Annotated in this window: 16 protein-coding genes and 2 pseudogenes; 8 read left to right on the plus strand and 10 right to left on the minus strand. The window is 51.9% G+C overall.

What is annotated here, in order from left to right:
• Nucleotides 1-85: 85 nt before the first annotated feature.
• The 4 genes from ACLPHM_RS13600 (at nt 86) to ACLPHM_RS13615 (ending at nt 6,835) form a co-directional block, all read left to right on the plus strand.
• Nucleotides 86-3,637: a phospholipase effector Tle1 domain-containing protein gene (locus ACLPHM_RS13600; RefSeq protein WP_430221768.1), complete on the plus strand. Its 3,552-nt coding sequence runs from the start codon at nt 86-88 to the stop codon at nt 3,635-3,637.
• Between the two features lie 119 nt (nt 3,638-3,756).
• Nucleotides 3,757-5,442 (plus strand): arginine--tRNA ligase, encoded by a 1,686-nt coding sequence (argS, locus tag ACLPHM_RS13605; RefSeq protein ID WP_430221769.1) that lies wholly within the window; start codon nt 3,757-3,759, stop codon nt 5,440-5,442.
• 5 nt (nt 5,443-5,447) lie between these two features.
• Entirely contained in the window at nt 5,448-6,158 is a 711-nt protein-coding gene (locus tag ACLPHM_RS13610; protein WP_430221770.1) for an SPOR domain-containing protein, read from the plus strand.
• Between the two features lie 59 nt (nt 6,159-6,217).
• Nucleotides 6,218-6,835 carry a thiol:disulfide interchange protein DsbA/DsbL gene (locus ACLPHM_RS13615; RefSeq protein ID WP_430221771.1) on the plus strand — a complete coding sequence of 206 codons (618 nt, stop codon included), beginning with the start codon at nt 6,218-6,220 and terminating at the stop codon, nt 6,833-6,835.
• 143 nt (nt 6,836-6,978) lie between these two features.
• Here the strand turns inward: ACLPHM_RS13615 and ACLPHM_RS13620 are convergent, their stop codons facing one another.
• The 6 genes from ACLPHM_RS13620 to ACLPHM_RS13645 form a co-directional block, all read right to left on the minus strand.
• Nucleotides 6,979-7,794 (minus strand): MetQ/NlpA family ABC transporter substrate-binding protein, encoded by an 816-nt coding sequence (locus tag ACLPHM_RS13620; RefSeq protein WP_135861733.1) that lies wholly within the window; start codon nt 7,792-7,794, stop codon nt 6,979-6,981.
• Between the two features lie 41 nt (nt 7,795-7,835).
• On the minus strand, nt 7,836-8,501 hold the full coding sequence (locus ACLPHM_RS13625; protein WP_430221772.1) for a methionine ABC transporter permease: 666 nt from the start codon (nt 8,499-8,501) through the stop codon (nt 7,836-7,838).
• 12 nt (nt 8,502-8,513) lie between these two features.
• A complete protein-coding gene (locus ACLPHM_RS13630; protein WP_430221773.1) occupies nt 8,514-9,341 on the minus strand; it encodes a methionine ABC transporter ATP-binding protein in 828 nt (275 codons plus the stop codon).
• A gap of 234 nt (nt 9,342-9,575) precedes the next feature.
• Complete coding sequence (locus tag ACLPHM_RS13635) at nt 9,576-10,007, minus strand: RidA family protein (protein WP_135861728.1); 432 nt, start codon at nt 10,005-10,007, stop codon at nt 9,576-9,578.
• Nucleotides 10,004-11,227 (minus strand): pyridoxal phosphate-dependent aminotransferase, encoded by a 1,224-nt coding sequence (locus ACLPHM_RS13640; RefSeq protein WP_430221774.1) that lies wholly within the window; start codon nt 11,225-11,227, stop codon nt 10,004-10,006. Before ACLPHM_RS13640 ends, ACLPHM_RS13635 begins: the two co-directional genes overlap by 4 nt.
• Nucleotides 11,220-11,948, minus strand: coding sequence for a ribonuclease activity regulator RraA (locus tag ACLPHM_RS13645; protein WP_430221775.1), 729 nt, complete (start codon nt 11,946-11,948; stop codon nt 11,220-11,222). Before ACLPHM_RS13645 ends, ACLPHM_RS13640 begins: the two co-directional genes overlap by 8 nt.
• Nucleotides 11,949-12,053: 105 nt before the next feature.
• Between ACLPHM_RS13645 and ACLPHM_RS13650 the strand changes: the two genes are divergently transcribed.
• On the plus strand, nt 12,054-12,956 hold the full coding sequence (locus tag ACLPHM_RS13650) for a LysR substrate-binding domain-containing protein (RefSeq protein WP_430221776.1): 903 nt from the start codon (nt 12,054-12,056) through the stop codon (nt 12,954-12,956).
• Here ACLPHM_RS13650 and exaC read toward each other — a convergent pair.
• Complete coding sequence (exaC, locus tag ACLPHM_RS13655) at nt 12,953-14,476, minus strand: acetaldehyde dehydrogenase ExaC (protein WP_430221777.1); 1,524 nt, start codon at nt 14,474-14,476, stop codon at nt 12,953-12,955. The two genes, ACLPHM_RS13650 and exaC, sit on opposite strands and share 4 nt — an antisense overlap.
• A 123-nt stretch (nt 14,477-14,599) precedes the next feature.
• Here exaC and ACLPHM_RS13660 point away from each other — a divergent pair, with 123 nt between their 5' ends.
• A complete protein-coding gene (locus ACLPHM_RS13660) occupies nt 14,600-14,986 on the plus strand; it encodes an RNA-binding S4 domain-containing protein (protein ID WP_430221778.1) in 387 nt (128 codons plus the stop codon).
• A gap of 3 nt (nt 14,987-14,989) precedes the next feature.
• On the opposite strand, the gene ACLPHM_RS13665 is transcribed toward ACLPHM_RS13660, so the two are convergent.
• Together ACLPHM_RS13665 and metC are read right to left on the minus strand one after the other, a co-directional pair.
• The gene (locus ACLPHM_RS13665; RefSeq protein WP_430221779.1) at nt 14,990-15,988 is read right to left on the minus strand and encodes an asparaginase; all 999 of its coding nucleotides are present in this window, start codon (nt 15,986-15,988) and stop codon (nt 14,990-14,992) included.
• A complete protein-coding gene (metC, locus tag ACLPHM_RS13670; RefSeq protein ID WP_430221780.1) occupies nt 15,985-17,187 on the minus strand; it encodes a cystathionine beta-lyase in 1,203 nt (400 codons plus the stop codon). The genes ACLPHM_RS13665 and metC overlap by 4 nt, the downstream gene beginning before the upstream one ends.
• 72 nt (nt 17,188-17,259) lie before the next feature.
• Between metC and ACLPHM_RS13675 the strand changes: the two are divergent.
• Nucleotides 17,260-17,319: pseudogene (locus ACLPHM_RS13675) on the plus strand (hypothetical protein); the annotation flags it as partial.
• A gap of 6 nt (nt 17,320-17,325) precedes the next feature.
• Here the strand turns inward: ACLPHM_RS13675 and ACLPHM_RS13680 are convergent.
• Nucleotides 17,326-18,354, minus strand: a pseudogene (locus ACLPHM_RS13680) (MBL fold metallo-hydrolase); the annotation flags it as partial.
• Nucleotides 18,355-18,461: 107 nt separating this feature from the next.
• Here ACLPHM_RS13680 and aceK point away from each other — a divergent pair.
• Nucleotides 18,462-20,297 (plus strand): bifunctional isocitrate dehydrogenase kinase/phosphatase, encoded by a 1,836-nt coding sequence (gene aceK, locus ACLPHM_RS13685; protein WP_430221781.1) that lies wholly within the window; start codon nt 18,462-18,464, stop codon nt 20,295-20,297.
• The last annotated feature ends 40 nt before the right edge of the window (nt 20,298-20,337 follow it).

Genomic DNA, 20,337 nt, shown 5'->3' on the forward strand with positions numbered 1-20,337 from the left:
GATCATCATGGCTCCTATGGTAACGCGCTTAGGGCAAAAAATTGCAGTATAGAAGCTGCTTTTTTATGTCTGAGGGCACAGCCTTATGTTGCGTCTACTGTTATACAGCTTATTGCTTTTCTGGCTGGGGGCCGCGAATGCTCAACAATGTCAGGCCCCCACGGCAGACCAACACTGCAATGCCAGATTAGGTAGCCCGAACCAGCCTTATCAATTACCTGACCCCACGGCAGGTAACCCTATACATACGGCCACTGGCAACAAAACCCACCATAACTGGGACCTCTTTGCACTACCGCACAGAGACAACCTAGGCTTTAGCCGGTACTACAGCGCGCAAGGTGTAATTTTGGGCAGTCTAGGAGCCCAATGGCAGCACAACTATGAACTCAGTCTTACTGTGTCTGCAGGGCGCTATGTTGTGAAACTACCAGGCGAACCTGATCTCACACTGACAGAAAAACCATCGCCCTCTGGTTTCATACGGGTAGACCAGAAGCCAGACACCTATACGTGGCACCGCCATAATGGCGACAGCTATACCTTTGTAAACGGCAAACTACATCATATACAGCAGGGTGAGCAGGCTACCTATTTTGACTACTACCCCGATAACAGCCAATGGCCTGCGCAGCTATACAGAATACGTACCACCCACACACAGTTGGAGCTACGTTATCTGCAACACGGCTCACGTTATTACCTGCAACAGCTACATAGCCCTGTAGGCACCATCACCTACCATTATGATCAACCCGCCTCGTCTCAGTTGTTACGGTTACAGCGCGTGCACTATCCCGATGGCCGTAATCTGCATTATTTATACGAAGCCGAGCATCAAAACGGCCACCCCTTCGCGCTAACGGGCATTAGCATCCAACACAGCCCCACGGGTCAGTTCTACCGCTTACGGTATTGGGCCTATGACCAGCAAGGGCGCGCCATCAGTTCGGCACAAGAAGATCGCCAGCAGTCAGTCACTATCCACTACCCTGCCTCTGCTGAACAACCTATACGTATACAAAGCGAAGCCGGAGAACAGCAGCAATACCTCAACCACTCTGGACGCTTAATTCGCACTACGGGAACTACGTGCCCAGGTTGCCCTCCTCCTGATCTACAGGTGTCATCACCACGGCAAGGGCAATTACAGATCAATACCCTTAACCTGCAACAACACGCACAAGGTATAACGCTCACTCCCCGTCACGCCGGTTGGGCAGGTCTGCAATTAGACTACGACACCGAGGGCAAACTACAGCAATGGTCTAGCACTCTGAGTGGCACCACTCGCTGGTTTTATGATTTAACAGGCTTACCGCTGCGTCAAATTCACGCTAATGGCGATCAGCTCACGGTTTCCCACCACACTAGCCCACTACGCTGGCAATTACAGTACCGTTCTGCTCGTGCCCGTAGCCAAACCAACGTAGCGTGGCTACAGCCCACACAGCTACGTGTAGAGCACCCTGCTGAAACGCAAGAACAACATGTAGGCGCAACGGGTAACGTGCTAACCCGTACCATCACTCGTCCACTACTCCCTACGTTTGAAGACAACTACGTTTACGATGCACAAGGCAGACTACAAACACATACACTGCCTGAAGGAGGCCACCTGCGCTATGTCTGGGCCGACTCCACCCCGCAGCTACTTGGCATCACATGGCAAGACAATACAGGCCAAAACACCGCGTTACTGCGTAGCTTACCGGGGGGTTATGCCTACTCAAATGGCCTCATCACCCAGTTGGACTACAACACAGCTGGCCAAGCTTATACATTGTCGGTGCACTCGGATCAAACGCTCTATTACCTAAATACTCGCTATTACCACGCCACCTCTGGCATGTTGCGGGCTGAACACCACCTTTTACCTACTTTGCAGTCACAAGAACGCTATGGCTTTGGGTATAACGACCAGCAGCAAACCGTAGTCTGGCAACGAAACCAAGACTCTCCTAAGTACTATGCCTGGTCAGAAGAAGGAGCGCTTTGGCGCACCAATGCTATCGCTCTACCTAACATAGAGCGTGATGCCTCTGGCTTACCCACCACAGTACGGTATGGCAACAAAACCCTGTCATTACGCTACAGCCCACAACGACAGTTGCAACAAGTATGGAACCAACACGAACTGCTAGCCACCTATGAGCACAATGCATTTGGGCAGCTCATTGCCGCACACTACCCCAATGACAGCCGGTCGTTCTATTTCACTGGCACCCGATTAGAGATAGAGCAGCGCCGCATCAGCCCTACCGCACCGGTCTATGAATCACGCCGTTATATCTATGCACACAATGTGCCTATAGCCATGCTGCGCTATCTACCCGATCAAAGCACCGAGCTATACCACATACACAGTGACTGGTTGGGTGCCCCTCACAGTATGACCGATCAACATGGCGAGATAGTCTGGGCGGCGCAGTTGACACCTTTTGGTCATGCACAGGTGTTGGTAAACCGTGTTGACCTACCCTTACGCCTACCCGGGCAGTATGCCGATCCGATCACCGGTTGGCACCATAATGGCTACCGTACCTATCTACCGGAACAAGGCTATTACGTAGAACCAGACCCTTTAGGCCCGGTTGCTGGGCTACAAGCCTTAGGTTATGCACAGCAGCAACCTCGCCATTATGCTGATCCCACAGGTTTGGTGTTATTTGCCTTTGACGGCACACGCCAAAACCAGCACACCGAAAGTAACGTGCAATTATTGAGTAGGCTGTATGACGGTGAAAGCTTCTATCAATCAGGCCCCGGCAACCCATATTACGTAGATTGGGATGCCATCACGGCCAGCCAAGCGCATCAGATCATCCAAAACCAATGGGCACATTTGCTCAATCTAATTGAACGCGGTCAGCGACAGGGGCAAGCCGTACTCCCCATCGATATACTGGGTTTTTCTCGCGGTGCTGCATTGGCTAGGCACTTTGCCAACCTGATTGTGCAGCACACACAAAACGGCTGGTTTCAGTACCAACACCCGCAACGCGGCCTACTCGCTCTGTGCATACAAACACGCTTTATGGGATTGTTTGATACGGTTGCCCAGTTTGGGTTGTCGGGATCAGCCAATCATCTCTACGATTTGTCTATATCGCCCGTTTGGGGTTGGGTAGCCCATGCTGTAGCCCTTAACGAGCACCGCTGGATGTTCCCCTTGTACAGCCTAGACGTTCCCAGCAATCTGAACCGACTAGAACAAGCATTTATAGGTGCTCACTCGGATATAGGTGGTGGCCATGACCTGCTTGAACCTGAACCGGGCGATCTGAGTCGCGTCGCGCTGATGTGGATGCTCTGGCAAGCACGCGCGGTAGGTCTGAATTTCAAATACCTAAACACCGATGACGCTAACGTCAGCACTCCCATCTTGCATGATGAACGCTCCGCCATAGAACGCTATCTGCTCAACAGTGACCGACGCGTGCAGTCTCCGTCACACCCTGCTCATAATCAATACCAACAAGACCATCCCGAATTGGGAAAAAACATACGCGATCAAGTCGAGCCCTTCTTACGACGTTTTTCAGATTGGCGTACACGCGACGACAATCAAGTAGCTGAAGTCGATATGGCTGCCTACTACCAGTGGTTGGCGCAGCAAAACGCCCAAGCACCTTGAATCAAAGAGGAAATCTAGCGCAAATCACGCTATCATGTAACTCTTGGACTTTCTATACGTATGGGCCACGGTAAACCTCCGTTTCCCCATCACGCAACCTGATACTACACACGATTTCTATGCTTGCAGAGCAACAACAACAGCTCATCGCGCTGCTTCAAAGCGCCGTTCACGCCCTCGTTCCTGACGCGTCACCTACGATCACCCTTGAGCGCCCAAAAGTGGCTGCACACGGTGATGTTGCTTCAAACATTGCTATGCAATTGGCTCGTCCAGCAAAACGAAACCCTCGTGAATTGGCACAGGAAATCGTGGCGCACGTAGCAGCCAACCCTGATGCACAACAGCTTATCGCTTCCGCTGAAGTCGCTGGCCCTGGTTTTATTAACTTCCGCCTGACAACTGCCGCACACCAAGCTGTACTGCACACCATCGCCGCACAAGGTACACAGTATGGTTTTCAACCAGCGCGTACCGATAAAGTATTAGTGGAGTTCGTCTCTGCCAACCCCACAGGCCCCTTGCACGTAGGCCATGCTCGTCAAGCTGCTTTGGGTGACGCCATTTGCCGCCTGTTTGCCACCCAAGGCTTTGATGTCACGCGCGAGTTTTACTACAACGATGCGGGTAACCAAATTGACAATTTGGCGATCAGTGTGCAAGCCCGTGCTCGCGGCATCGACCCTGAGTCCGAAGAATTTCCTAAAGATGGCTACCGTGGTTCGTACATCCAAGACATCGCTGAAGACTTCTGCGCTGGTAAAAGCGTAGGCGCAGCTGACGTAGAAACGGTTGTAGCCTCTGGCGATGTGAACAACTTAGACGACATCCGCCGTTTTGCGGTTGCCTATCTGCGTCGCGAACAAGACTTAGATCTACAAGCTTTCGGTCTGAAGTTTGATAACTACTACTTGGAAAGCTCGCTATACACCAGCGGCCGCGTAGAAAAAACAGTAGATGCGCTGGTGAAAGCCGGCCATACCTACGAAGAAGAAGGCGCGCTGTGGCTGCGCACTACCGAACTGGGCACAGGCGACGATAAAGACCGCGTGATGCGCAAGCGTGAAGGCGGCTACACCTACTTCGTACCCGATGTGGCGTACCACGTCGCTAAATGGGAACGTGGTTTCCACCACGCTATCAACATTCAAGGTACAGACCACCACGGCACGATTGCTCGCGTGCGCGCTGGTCTGCAAGGCTTGGATATTGGCATCCCTAAAGATTACCCCGCATACATTCTGCACAGCATGGTGAAAGTCATGCGTAATGGCGCAGAAGTTAAAATCTCCAAACGTGCAGGTAGCTACGTCACCATGCGCGAACTGATCGAATGGGTAGGCCAAGACGCTGTGCGCTTCTTCCTAGCACAACGCCGTGCCGACTCCGAGTTCGTGTTTGATATAGATTTAGCTCTGTCACGCAGTGAAGAAAACCCCGTGTTCTACATCCAGTACGCACACGCACGTATACACTCGATGGTGAACCAATCTGGTGAAACACCAGAGCAGATTCAACAAGCTGATATCAGCTTGTTGGTTGCACCTACCGAGTTGACCATGCTGCAACGTCTGGCTGAATACCCAGCCATGCTGCAATTGGCAGCCAATGACTTGGCTCCGCACCAAATTACCTTCTGGTTGCGTGATTGTGCCGCAGACTTCCACGCTTGGTATAACGCCGAGCGCGTAAATATAGACGACTTGCCGCTGAAACGTGCCCGTCTGGCTTTGGCTATTGCTTGCGCGCAAGTCATTGCTAACGGCCTAAGTGTACTGGGTGTGTCTGCACCTGAAAAAATGTAGGAACTATGGCAACACGACGCAAGAATACCCGATCTAGCAAATCCTCCAGTGGCGGAGGCAGTACCCTATTTGGCGTCATCATCGGCCTCATACTGGGTTTGGCGGCAGCAGCATTGGTCGCGTTTTACATCACTAAAGCGCCCATGCCTTTTAATGACAAGGCAAGCCGTGCTGCACCCAATGTGCTGCTTCCCGAAGTACGTGATGCACCCGACCCAAATATAGGTCTGTATCCTCGCCCTAGCACCACTGCCAATGGTCAGCCAGATAGCTTGAGTCCTGTTGCCCCTGCAGGTGGTACACGCCCTGAAAAAGACGTACTAGGTGAATTGATTGCAACGCTGCCCGAGGCTGCTAAACCTCCAGCAGTAGCGGCACCGACTGCCGCTGCTACGCCGTCAGCGGCCCCCGCAGCAAACAACAACGCCGAGCCTAAACAACTCGCCATGATACCGCCACCCGCACCGCCTAAGGCGGCTGCGTCGCAACGTTACTTCTTGCAGGCCGGAGCCTTCCGTTCTGCTAACGATGCGGATGCTACCAAGGCGCGTATTTTGATGTTGGGCTTACCTGCCGAAGTACAGGTTGCCGAAGTGAACGGCACCACATTGAATCGTGTACGTGTAGGCCCTTTCAATGGTTTGGATGCCATGAATCAAGCACGCATCACACTGGGTAACGAACAGATCGCTACCTCTGTCGTGCGTCAGCCTTGAACTTTATGCGATCCTCACTGTCTTATAGCCCTATTACCTAGCAGGAAGGAAATCCTATAATGAACAAAACTTCAGTTCTTCGTCTGGCGGCTAGCAGTGTACTTACACTGAGCGCCCTTTTCAGTGCTCCCTCCATGGCCCAGCAAGCGCAGACGTATGTCACGTTGGAGCAGGCTCAGCCCTCGGATACGCTTAACAAAACCGAAGTACTGGAGTTTTTCTCCTATAGCTGCCCACACTGCGCAACGGCCGAGCCACTGGTCGCAGAATGGGCCACCAAACTTCCTGAAGACACGGTGCTACAACGTGTGCCTATCGCCTTTAATGCTGGCATGGTAGACCTACAACGCATGTATTACACCTTGGAAGCCTTGGATCGTTTGGACTTGCACGAAGCACTGTTCAAAGCCCTACACCAAGAAAGAAAACCACTGTTTGATGCCAAAGCACTGACCCAATGGGCGGTTGACCAAGGCGTTGATAAAGACGAGTTCACCAATACGTTTAACTCATTTGGCGTGAACACCAAGATTTCCAAAGCTAACGATTTAGCCCGTGCCTACCGTATTGAGGCTACGCCTAGCTTGGCGGTGAGCGGTAAATACGTCACCAACCCAAGCATGGCTCGTGGTATTCCACAAATGCTGGAGCTGGCGAACGGTTTGTTAGCGCAATAATACACAGTGAGTATGCGCAGCTAGCGTTGTAACGTTTCAAGTGATTCGCTAGCTTCGCTACTCATAAAAAATCCCCCTGATGCCATTGGTATCAGGGGGATTTTCTTTTCACATGGTTAACCCATGTGAGCGTATCGCTATTTTTACAGACCTGCTGGGCGTACGTAGCCTGGGAAGTGCTCATCCAACGCTGCTTTGAACGCATCGGATTTAAACGCATCAGCCAAATCTTTAGCCCATGGTTTGTCCAAGTCTTCTGTACGTACAGCCACTACCTGTTGGTAGTCTACTGGAGGCTGCTCCAACGCTACCGCGCTGGTCAGATCCAAACCAGAGGCAATCGCAAAGTTACCGGGTACAACAGCGTATTCAACACCGCCAATAGTACGTGGCAACTGTGCTGCTTCTACTGGCTGCAAACGGATGTTTTTAGGATTTTCAACCACATCACGCTCGGTCACACGCAGTGGGTCTACGTCTTGTTTCACCACAATCACTTGGTGCTGTTGCAGCAGTTGCAAAGCACGTGCCAAGTTACTGGGGTCGTTAGGTACGGTGAAGCGGTCTTTGTCTTGCACATCAGCCAAGCTGTCGCGGCCAGTTGCGTAAATACCCATAGGGGCAGTCGTGCTCTGTACCAAATCGCTCAACGGCAAGTTTTGATCTGTTTTAAAACGGTTCAGGTACGCAATGTGCTGGAACAGGTTGGCATCCAACGCACCATGAGCCAAGGCAATATTTGGCTGCACGTAATCGTTGAACTCTACCAGTTTGACCTTGTAGCCTTGCTCTTCCAACTGAGGAACAATAGCCAACTTCAGCACATCATAGTTATAGCCAGCCGTCGCACCAAACACCAAGCTTGGCTTGTTGGGATCTGCTGCGTGAGCAGCGCTAGTGCCCAGAGTTAGCATGGCGGCAATGGTGCCAAGCATAAGCTGGCGGCGTAGCTTCAACATGAGAATACCCCTTGAGTAATACGAGAAAAGTACAACAAAAATTACGAACGTTTATCCAGTCGGTGTGCCAAGGCATTACCGCCAAACTGTATGATCTGCACGATCACAATCAGTATCGCTACCGTCAGCAACATCACATCGGTTTGGAAGCGGTAGTAGCCGTAACGAATGGCCAAATCCCCAATACCACCGCCACCCACCACGCCAGCAACGGCGGAGTAAGATAGAAAACTGACTGCCAGCACGGTGAGCGCTAGGATCAACCCGGAGCGCGCTTCTCGCGCCAGCACACGCCACACAATTTGCAGCTCGGACGCACCCATAGCTTGAGCAGCTTCGATCACACCTCGCGGCACTTCGCGTAGGCTTTGTTCTACCAAACGAGCTAAATACGGAATCGCTGCCACCGACAACGGCACCGATGCTGCCAAGGGGCCAATAGGCTCACCCACAATTTTCAGTGTAAACGGCGCCAACACCACCAGCAAAATAATGAACGGGAAAGAACGTATAGTGTTCACTACCCAACTCACTACCAAATAGATTTTTGGACTGCTCAGTGATTGGCCTGGGCTCATCAAAAACAGCAATACGCCCAGTGGTCCACCTAAGACAATGGCGGCGCTCACCCCTATGCCCAACATTAAGAAGGTTTGGCCTATCGCCAGCCACAAGTCAGGAAGAATGGGAATAATATTATCGAACATACTCTACAACCCTTACGCGGCACTTAGCCCTTCTTGGGCATAAAATTTCTGCAATAACTCAGCACGTCGTGCTTCTTCGGCTAACTCACGCCCTAACGCACTCACTCGTGGGGAGTTTTGATCGGCTACATCAACGACTTCTACCAACTGGCCAGCTTCCAGAATGGCGGCACGTGTACACAACGACAACACCACTGGCAACTCATGCGTCACGATCACAATCGTTACGCCCAACTGGTGATTAATATCACGTAAGGTATCTAACACCGAGCGCGTCGTTTCGGTATCCAGTGCCGACGTAGGCTCGTCACACAACATCACTTTGGGACGCGGCGCTAACGCACGGGCAATCGCCACACGCTGCTTTTGTCCACCGGACAATTGAGCGGGGTAGTGATGAATCTTGTCACTCAAGCCCACCAATTCCAAACACTCACGCACTCGCGCTTCTACTTCTTTCTTGTTCACTCTGCGGTGCAGCGTCAGAGGAAAGGCGACGTTCTCAAAGACAGTGGCGTTTTGCAGCAAGTTGAACTGCTGAAAAATCATGCCCAAATCTTGTCTGGCCATGCGCAAATCGCGCTTGGACAGCGTGGTTAAATCTTGTCCTGCCAGCAATACTCGACCGCTATCAGGGCGTTCCAGCAAATTAATCATTCGCAGCAGCGTTGATTTACCCGCACCACTTTTACCAATCAGACCAAATATCTGTCCTTCCGCAATATCTAGCGTTAAGGAACGTATGGCATTAAAAGTGGAACCATCCGGTAAGGGAAAAGTCTTGTTTACGGCGTCCAATCGTATCAAGGTTGACGCACTGGTTTGATTTTTTGGTTGCATGGTTACTTCAGAACAAGACTGCTTACCACCCAGCAAACAGTCGAAAAGAGCGATTCATTATCGCATCTATTGCTTATTTCAAAACTGAACATTTAGCCATAACATAATATCTTCTAGTTATTAGAAGTTATTGCTATAACCAAAACAAGCCAAGGGTGATGGCAGCCCATCACCCTTGATTACACGGTTTCTCTACCCTAGACAGGAAGACATCCTGCCTAGAGTCTCATACCGTTAAACCGCGACGACCAGAGAAATTTCCAGCGGCGATTTGCTAGGTAGAGTGAATACGCCCACGGCAGCACGTGCACTAATACCGGCTGCACCCAATTCAGCAGCCAAATAGTCAGACGCAAAATCAGCCACTTTAGGGTGTTTATCGAACTCAGGGTCCGTGCTGGCGACATAAACAGTCATGCTCACCACTTTGCGCAGTTGCTCAGACTCGTTCAGCACGCTACGAGCGGCTGTCAGTGCATTTTGTACGGCCAACTCAGCAGATTCACGCAGTACATCTACGGGATCGCTGCTGCTAATACCGCCAGTACGAATCAACACACCAGCACGACGTGGTGTCATGCCAGCTGTAAAAATCAAATTCCCTTCGCGCGTAGCGGGAGAATAATTACCTTGTGGAGCGGGAGTGGCGGATTGGTTACTACTCATTTTCTATACCTCTGGATTAAGGTGGCGACACGCTGCATTGCCTGCACGGTTGCCCCATAATCTTGTGAAAAATTAACACGTATACTGTGGGTGACGTTGGGCCCGAACTCACTGCCCGGGGTGACTGTCACCCCTGCTTGCACGCGCAAAATACGCACAAATTCTTCTGGTTTCACAACCAGATCAGGTAGCTGGGGAAACAAATAACTACCAGCCTGTGATGGCCGTACCTGCACCCCATCTACTGCATGCAGGATGTCTAGAATAGCATCACGAATACGCTGGTGCTCAATAATACGCTGCGACATCCACCCATCCGGCTCATTGAACCACGTACGCAACACTGCTTGGTTATAGCCCGCCGCACGCAGAGCGATAATGGCCTGCAATTTCTCCATGCGCTGTATTAAACGAGCCGCCCCAAATGCAACGCCTAGACGGAAACCGCTCAACGATTCGGTTTTAGATGGCCCCATAATGGTCAGCAAGTTATCGCTGTTCATGTCAGGTTGCGCACGCAGGTGGGTGTACTGTTCCCCGCTATATAACAAACGGGAATACAGCTGATCCACAATGACGGTCACGTTGTACTGTGCCGCTAGCTGCGCCACGCGCACGATTTCCTCGCGTGAATACACCACACCGGTAGGATTGTTGGGGTTAGAAAACAAGAATACTTCTACACCAGATTTGAATACCGCTTCTAGCTGATCCAAATCTAAACCCGCTGCCGTACGCGTCGCATGATAATTCAACTGTACTGGCACTAACTCGCCTTCCATAAAGCTGACCAGTTTGCGGTTCGCGAAGTAATCGGGCTGCACGATGGCTACTTTGGTGCCACGCGTGACACACGCCGCAATGGCTAAAAACAATGCACCTTGCGTGCCTGTAGTGATGATGAGTTCTTCTTCCGCATCAACAGGACTACCCGTGAACGTACCTAGGTGTTTGGCGACTTCATGACGAATCGCTGCCTTGCCTCTATATTCGGTATAGGCTTGCGCACCCCCTTGATGATAGCCCTCGGAAAACACCGCCAAGGCGTTATCCACAGGCGGGAAGGCATCCACATCGCCATGTGAGAAATCCACAGGGCGACCTTCTAGGGTTTCACCACGCAGCAAAGCTTGAAACTCGGCGCCTTCACGCTGCCGTACTTCTTGGCCTGGCGCATTGTCTGTACCCAGGCGACTGAATTTCTCGTCTAACTTATCCATTTTTTACCTCTTTAGCTTCCTGCTCAGCACGGTAGGCTCTATAACGCGCCATGTTTTCTTCATTGGCCGGGTACAAGCCGGGTAATGGATGCCCTGCCCGCACTTGCTCTACCACCCAACCTTCTAGACGCTCTTGCTCAGGTGCTAATTCCAACACCTTGTCCAAGAACGCAGCGGGGATAGCCACCGCACCATCTTGATCGGCCACGATGATATCGCCGGGGAAAATCGCCACGCCACCGCACCCTATGGGCTCTTCCCAACCGATAAACGTCATACTCGCCACTGACGGCGACGCTGCTTGGCCTTGGCTCCACACCGGCAAGCCAGAGGCCTTCACACCAGCACCATCCCGCATCACGCCATCTGTCACCATCGCTTTGATGTTGCGCTTCACCATACGCTCGCACAAAATGTCGCCCCACACACCGGCATCGGTCACACCAAAAGCATCCGCGACCGCCACACACCCTTCGGGCATGGCTTCAATCGCAGCACGGGTAGAGTTAGGAGCACTCCACGATGCGGTTGTCGCTAAATCTTCACGCGCCGGAATAAAACGTAGGGTAAAAGCAGGCCCCACTATGCGCGGCTGCCCTTCCGCCAGCGGTTTGGTGCCGCGTATCCACGTATTACGTAGCCCTAACTTCAACAGAACGGTAGTGATTGTGGCCGTAGTGACCCCTTCTAGAGTTTTGACAATTTCAGCATCCAACGCCATATTCTGCCTTTCAAAAAAGTAAGTAGACGTAGTTAGTCTCTCACCAATTATTTTTAATGGAAAGCTATAATTTTTTATGTTTTCCATCAATTTAATTGATCAATTATGCTGAGTGAATTACGTACCTTTCAGGCGGTAGTGCGTTACGGTAGCTTTGCCAAAGCTGGTGAGCACATAGGCCTCACACAAGGCGCGGTAAGCGCGCAGATTCAACGGTTAGAACAACACGTAGGACTACGCTTATTTGACCGCAGCGCCAGACGTGCCACGCTAACCTTAGAGGGCCGTGAGGTACATTCACGCGCCGAGCATATCGTTACCGCCATGCAGCAGTTAGGGAACATGAGCTATAGCGATGGCGCACAAGGTACCTTGGTGTTGGGTGCGATCACCTCTGCTCAACAGTCGTGGTTAATTGATGCGATGGCAGCGTTCAGGCAGGAATACCCCGGTATTTCGCTACGTGTCATACCCGGGGATTCGTTAAACATCATTGCCCAAGTGGACACCGGCGATATGGACTTGGCTGTGATGGTGCGCCCACCGTACACGCTGCCGCCCGACATCACATGGCACACCTTGCTGCATGAGCCCTTTGTCTTGATTGCCTCGGACCATCATCCCGGCAGCGATTGGCAGCATCTGCTGCAACACGCTCCGTTTGTGCGCTATGTGCGCACGTCCTTTGGTGGACGACGCATAGAACAATTTTTACGCCAGCATAAGTTATCGGTGCATGACGCCGTGGAATTGGATGAAATAGGTGGGTTAATACACGCAGTAGAAAAAGGTATAGGCGTAGGCATTGTGCCAGTGACCGCCGCGCATTACCCCTTTCCTCAAGGCGTGCGCATGCTCTCGTTAGGCAAACATGCGTTTTCCAGAGAGATTGGGATAGCAGAAAGGGGTACGCTCACGCACCCCTTGTTGACTCGCAGATTGATCAGTTTGTTAGAGCACAGCGCAACCACCAATGCTGTTGCGCTGCCTGATTCATCAGAAGGTTAGAAGAAGCCCAACGCGTCTGGGCTGTAGCTCACCAACATACACTTGGTTTGCTGGTAGTTACTCAATGCCATTTTGTGCGTTTCTCTACCAATACCCGACTGCTTATACCCACCAAACGCGGCGTGCGCTGGGTATAAGTGGTAGCAGTTGGTCCACACACGACCAGCTTGTACGCCACGCCCTACGCGGTAGGCGCGTGAACCATCACGGCTCCATACCCCTGCGCCCAAACCATAGGAGGTGTCATTCGCAATGGCAATGGCTTCTTCTTCGTCCTTAAAGGTAGTCACGGCCACAACTGGGCCAAAGATTTCTTCTTGAAACACACGCATGGAGTTATCACCACGCAGCATAGTGGGGCTCACATAGAAACCAGCGTCCAGCCCTTGCATGCGGTTTCTATCACCACCCGTTAAGCACGTAGCCCCCTCTTCACGCCCTAGGTTGATGTACCCCAGAATACGATCCATCTGAGCCTGAGATACCTGCGCCCCCACCATCGTGGCAGCATCCAACGGGTTACCTTTTTTAATGCGCTCTACCCTAGCCACCACTTTCTCGATGAAGCGCTCGTAAATGGATTCTTGCACCAGCATACGGGTTGGTGCGGTACATACCTCGCCCTGGTTCAGGGCAAACATGCTGGCACCTTCCAATGCTTTATTCAGGAAAGCATCGTCGTTTTGCATCACGTCTTCAAAGAAGATGTTAGGACTTTTACCGCCCAGCTCTACCGTAGCGGGAATCAGCGAATCAGCCGCATGGTGCAAAATGGTTTTACCCACAGGCGTAGACCCTGTGAACGCAATTTTGGCGATGCGTGGGCTGCTGGCCAACGCGTTACCGGCTTCTTTACCAAATCCGTTCACCACGTTCAGCACACCCGGAGGCAACAAATCACCAATAACTTCCATCAATACCAAGATGGATGCGGGTGTTTGCTCAGCTGGTTTCAGCACAATTGGACAACCTGCCGCCAACGCTGGAGCCAGTTTCCATGCTGCCATCAGTAGTGGGAAGTTCCACGGAATAATCTGCCCCACCACACCCACTGGTTCGTGGAAATGGTACGCCACCGTAGTGCTGTCTATGTCGGAAATAGCGCCTTCTTGAGCGCGAATGCAGCCCGCAAAATAGCGGAAATGGTCTACTGCCAGTGGCAAGTCAGCCGCGCGTGTTTCACGTACAGGTTTACCGTTATCGATGGACTCCGCCACCGCTAATTTCTCTAGGTTTTGCTCTATCCTATCTGCGATGCGCAACAAGATATTGGAACGTTCGGCTACAGAGGTTTTACCCCACGCCTCGCGCGCCGCGTGCGCTGCATCTAAGGCCAAATTAATATCATCTGCATCGGATCGTGCGACTTCGCAGAATACTTGCCCCGTAATGGGCGAGATATTCTCGAAATAATTCCCCGCTACAGGAGGTACCCAACGCCCCCCAATGTAGTTGTCGTATCGTTTTTTATAGGGGAATTCCAGATCGATGCCAAACTGTTTTAAATCCGAAAAACTCATTTCAACCTCCTCGGTCACGCATGAATTGCTCGAATACTGCAGAGCGGAATGTACAGCGGAAACAGCGCCGTGTGATTACTACTATACTGTGATTTCTATCATATCTTTATCCTACTTTGTGATATGGACAAGACCCGTTTAGACAAATGGTTATGGGCAGCGCGGTTTTACAAGACTCGCAGCCTAGCCGTAGATGAAATCAATAAAGGCCGAGTGCTGGTGAATGGCCAGAGCTCAAAACCGGCACGCGATATTCAGGTGGGTGATGAAATTTCCATCACCAAGCAGCCTCCGGCTACGGTAGTGATCGTGCAAGCCATTAGTGCTGTGCGTGGCCCGGCTACCGTTGCCCGTACCTTGTATGCCGAAACGCCTGAAAGCATTCATGCTCGCGAAAGCGCTGCTGAACAGCGCCGCTTAGCGCCAGAGCCTGCCTTAAGCATTCACACTGGTCGCCCTACCAAGCGCGATAGACGTAATATTGATCGCTTAAAACACGACGACTATTAAGCGTTACGCCAACTCGCCGCAAAAATCGGTGAGCCAGTAGTCGGGCAGTTGGCGGGCCGTGATGCCCGCCCCCAACAAGGCAAATAATTTGGCTAAGGCGGCTTCTCGCGTCATGCTGCCGCTAGGTAGCATGCCGGCCTGTACCAGCAAACTGCCCGCTGCGTATTGCCCTGGCAGCACGCTACCCACTGGGCATTGGCTAATCCCCACTACAGCCACTCCTTGTGCGGTGGCTCGGTGTAATACAGCCAAGAGCTCAGCGTCCTCTGTTGGGCCAGTGCCGGTACCGTAGCACTCCAAAATCAGCCCTTGTACACCTGTATCCACAATGCTTTGCAAGGCATTAGCCTGAAAGCCGGGGTAAAACGGCACCACCGCTAAAGATACCGGCTGACGCTGCACCTGAAAATTCAGTGCGGCAGGTACATGACCAGTAATAGACTCAGCACCCTCATGGCGTACTGCTCTGAATGCGTCATCCGCATCACTGTGCCATTTGCTTACCTGTGTGCCACGTAACAAACGCTGGTGAAAGTACACAAACACACCCGCTGCACAGCTAGTGATGGCCGACAACGCACCAAACACATTGGCCCATGCATCGGTATCAGGTTGCACCGCAGGTCGCATCGACCCCGTTAACACAACGGGCATACCTACACCGCACAGCAAAAAACTTAATGCGGCCGCGCTATAGGCCAATGTATCCGTGCCATGTAGTACCACGACACCACTACACCCCTGCTCGGCGGCCTGCACAATCGCATCTCGCATGCGTAGCCACAACTGCTGCGTCATGTTGGCACTATCTATAGGCGGGTCTATGGCTGCATAACGCCACGTGGGCAGAGACTGAGCCTGCGGCCATGCGGTTTGTGCTTGCTGAATACGTTGCTCAAACCCGGCTGCAGGTGCCCACCCGTCGGCACCCAGTTCCATACCTAGCGTGCCGCCGGTGTACAAAATCAACACAGGCCCTGTGACTGGTACAACCGTCGTCATGCTGCTTTAGCCGCTGCCAATGCTTGGGTTAGATCCGCAATTAAATCTTGCGCATTTTCTAAGCCGGCATGTAAACGTATCAGTGGTTTGGTGTTGCGATTCCAGTAGGAGTGCGGCGTCACCAGTTCAGGCTCTACATACTGCACTAGGCTCTCGAAACCACCCCATGAATAGCCAATACCAAACAGCGTCAACGCATTCACAAAGCGACGCGCCTGTTCAGGTTGCAGGTTCAAACTGAAGGCCAACATACCGTTAGAGCCTGTGGCATCACGTTTCCATAATGCATGACCTGGGTCGCTAGGCAAGGCGGGGTGAAATACACGCTCTACCTCGGGCAAGGTACTCAAGAATTCGGCCAGTTTCAGGCCATTGGATGCACTTTCACGCATACGCACCGACAAGGTACGCACACCGCGCAATGCTAGCCACACGTCATCGGCACTCACCGAATAACCCAAGGCGTAATTCGTTTTCTTCACCGCAGAAATCAGGGCTGGGTTATCGCCCACCACCACTGCGCCCATCATCAAATCAGAGTGGCCCGCCACATATTTGGTCGCGGCAATCACCGATACATCCACGCCCAGCTCTAATGGTCTGTAGGCATAGCCAGAGCCCCATGTGTTATCAGCAACAGTCACCAGATTATGCTCTTTGGCTACAGCGACTAAGGCGGGCACATCCAGCATTTGCATCAACAGCGAACCGGGAGACTCCAAATACAGCATTTTGGTATTAGGACGTATGGCAGCACGCACAGACTCCGCATCTGGTTTCACATACGTGATCTCTATACCCAAACGTTTAGCCAAACCAGAATCATAAAGCCGTACAGGCGCGTAGGCAGAGTCAGTCACCAACACATGGTCACCGTGCTGCGCCAAGGCGGTAATGCTTAAAGCAATTGAGGCCATACCAGAGGGCACAAGCGCACAGTACTGGCCTTGTTCTAACTCACAAAACACCTGCTCTAACGCGGCATGTGTATCTAGCCCGCCCCGGCCGTAAGCCGGTCTGCGTTGGCCTGCCGCTTGGGCTGCTTGGGCAGCGTCTAAGTCTTCCAAGGAACGGAATCGCACCGTACTGGAACGCACGGAAGGAATCGCCACTGGGGCTGCGCCTGTTTGTGGGTCAAACTCGGCTAACCCTAAATGAGCAAGCAACGTATCCAGATGACGGTAAGAGGACTGACTCATAGTGACTGTACCCTGCAGAAATTAGCTAAAGGTATACGCTAGCATAAAGTCTGCAGAGGCGGTACAGCCACGATGGCATTAGCTACACACGAAATAATAGATGCCATCTGCGCGTTTTTCGCGGCGCAACTTGCCCTCGTACCACAGCGCATGCAAGTGAGCCAAAGCTTCACCCATCGCAAAGGTGAGTTGATGCAGATCCAACTCGCGCTTAAATAACACGGGCACCAAACCGGCGGCATTCAGGCCAGCACTACCACAGGCTTCTAAGGTGTCGACCAAACGATCTTTATGGTGCTGTTGCAAATCATCGATACGCCCATGTAACCCTCGGAATACTTTGCCATGCGACGGCAAAATCAACACGTCTTCCGGCAATACACGGTATTCATCCAACGAGGTCAAAAAGCAGGGCAATGGATTTGCTTCAGGCTCGTGGTCAAACACGCTGACGTTGGTAGAAATACGTGGCAGCATCATGTCGCCAGAAATTAGTACATTCAACGCTGGGCTGTACAGCGATACATGCTCTGGCGCATGGCCGTAACCCACAATAATTTCCCACTGGTTAGCACCAATCGTAATGCTGTGGCCTGCCATCAAACGGTGGAAGCTGCTGGGCATATCGGACACCAACCCAGGGTAATAGCCAGCGCGTTCTTTGATTTTTTGTTGGGACTCTGGGTCGCTCAAACCGTTACGCCCAAAGTGCGCCGCCGCGTTCTCACCACTTTGCTGCGCTGCTTTGGCATCATGACGACGCTGCGACCACAAACAGGCCACTGTGTAATCGGTCATGCTCATGTACAACGGCGCTTTCCAGTGCTCACACAACCAGCCTGCCAAGCCCACGTGATCAGGGTGCATGTGAGTGACCAGCACGCGCAATACCGGCAAGCCCTGCAACTGTGTGGCAAACAACTGCTCCCATTGCTCGCGAATCACCTCTTTGTTCACGCCGCAATCCACAATCATCCACCCTTGCTGCCCTTCATACTCATCGCGCAGCAACCACACGTTGATGTGATTTAAGGCAAACGGTAACGGTAATCTCGCCCAAAAAACGCCAGGGGCAACTTCCATGATCTGACTAGGCTCAGGCAGTGTGTCACCAAAGGGATAGGTCACTGCTTCTTGGGTATCTTGCATTCTGTCTTCTCCAATCATTACGTTCGTGCTTTGCAACAGGCATAATAGGACAGCCCCTTGCCTCAGCCAATCTTTGTTTGCTGAAGCGCACTTTCTGGAACTTTTCACCTTGGTAACACGCAGCCATGTTTGAGTCAGATAGTCCCAGCATCACCCCAGTTTCACCTAAAGGCCCTTCTCCACTGGATATTGCCCAGACCATTCTGAATGGCTTTAACCGCCACTATGCGCTGTTTCGTTACAGTGCGCAGCGTGCCAAAGTGCTGTTCGAGTCTGCCGCGTGGCATGCCATACAACATCTGTCTCGTGAGCGTATCGAATATTACGATATACGCGTACGCGAATGTGCCACCATCCTTAGCTCAGCGCTTAAAGGAAACCGCACCACACCAGATGAGCATAGCCAACTTACCCATTTGGATGAACCCCAGCACCAATTTTGGCATCAGGTAAAACGGGAATTTGTAGGGCTGTTACGACGTCACCATCAGCCAGAATGTGCAGAAACGTTTTTTAACTCGGTGTCGTGCCGCGTACTGCACCGCAACTATTTCAACAACGATTTTCTCTTTGTACGCCCTGCTATCGCTACCGAATATCTGGATGGTAGCCGCCCGTCGTACCGTGCCTATTACCCGTTAGAACAAGGGTTAGTCGCTACGCTAAAAACCATGATTCAGGATTTCGGCTTGGCCGCACCCTTCGCGGATTTGCCGGCCGAAGTACGTATCTTGGCGCGCCGCATTGTGCATACACTGCGCCAACGCTTGCCTGATGATCCCGGTCACCGCCTAGGCCCAGACTGCCAATTCCAAGTCTTGAACTCACTGTTCTTCCGTAACAAGGGTGCATATATTGTGGGGCGCTTTATTAACCACGGCAACATTCACCCCTTTGCGATTGCGCTGACGCACACACCGGCTGGCTCTATTTCGCTGGATGCCTTGTTAGACACCAGTGACGACATCAGTACGCTGTTCAGCTTTACCCGCGCCTATTTCTTGGTGGATATGGAGACCCCTTCCGCCTATGTGAATTTTTTAGTCACCTTACTGCCCCGCAAGTCCAAGGCCGAGTTCTACAACGCCATCGGTTTGCAAAAACAAGGGAAAACACTGTTTTACCGCGATTTTCTTTACCATTTAGCGCATTCCAGAGACCAATTCACCTTATCAGCCGGTATTAAAGGGATGGTGATGTGCGTGTTCACGTTGCCCTCATACCCATACGTCTTCAAACTTATACGCGACCGCATACGCAAAAGCGGCATGGATCACGCCACCGTCAAAGAACGCTATCAACTGGTGAAAAAACACGACCGTGCAGGACGTATGGCCGATACCTGGGAATACTCACAAGTCGCCTTACCGTTAGACCGCTTTGACCCCGAATTACTGGAAGAACTACGCCGTGAAGTACCGTCACAAATAGAAGAAAGCGACGGCTCACTGGTTTTGCGTCATGTGTACATTGAGCGCCGCATGTTGCCACTGAACTTGTTCTTATCTCGTGCCAGTGAAACAGCCATTGAAGGCGCAATCAAACAATACGGTGACGCCATACGCGAACTGGCAGCAAACAATATTTTCCCTGGTGATATGCTGTACAAAAACTTTGGCCTTACCCGCTTAGGACGCCTTGTTTTCTATGACTACGATGAAATTCAACGTATGACGGAAATGCAGTTTCGCACCATTCCAGCCGCGCCCAACGAAGAGGCTGAAATGTCCGGCGAGCCATGGTATCCCATTGGTAAGAACGACGTATTTCCCGAAGAGTTTGAATACTTTTTGCTGGGCGACCCGCGTATCAAAGAAGCCTTCAAAAAGTACCATGCAGAATTGCTGGATGCGCACTGGTGGAATCAATGCCGCGAGCGTGTCGCACAGGGCAGATTAGAGAATATTTATCCCTATCCCCTTACTAAGCGATTAGATAATTGCCGCAGTGCAGCAATTTAATGGATAATGGTGTGACATCAACCTGACTACAACAACCCGA

Source organism: Paenalcaligenes sp. Me131, from assembly GCF_050487225.1.
GTDB lineage: Bacteria > Pseudomonadota > Gammaproteobacteria > Burkholderiales > Burkholderiaceae_B > Paenalcaligenes.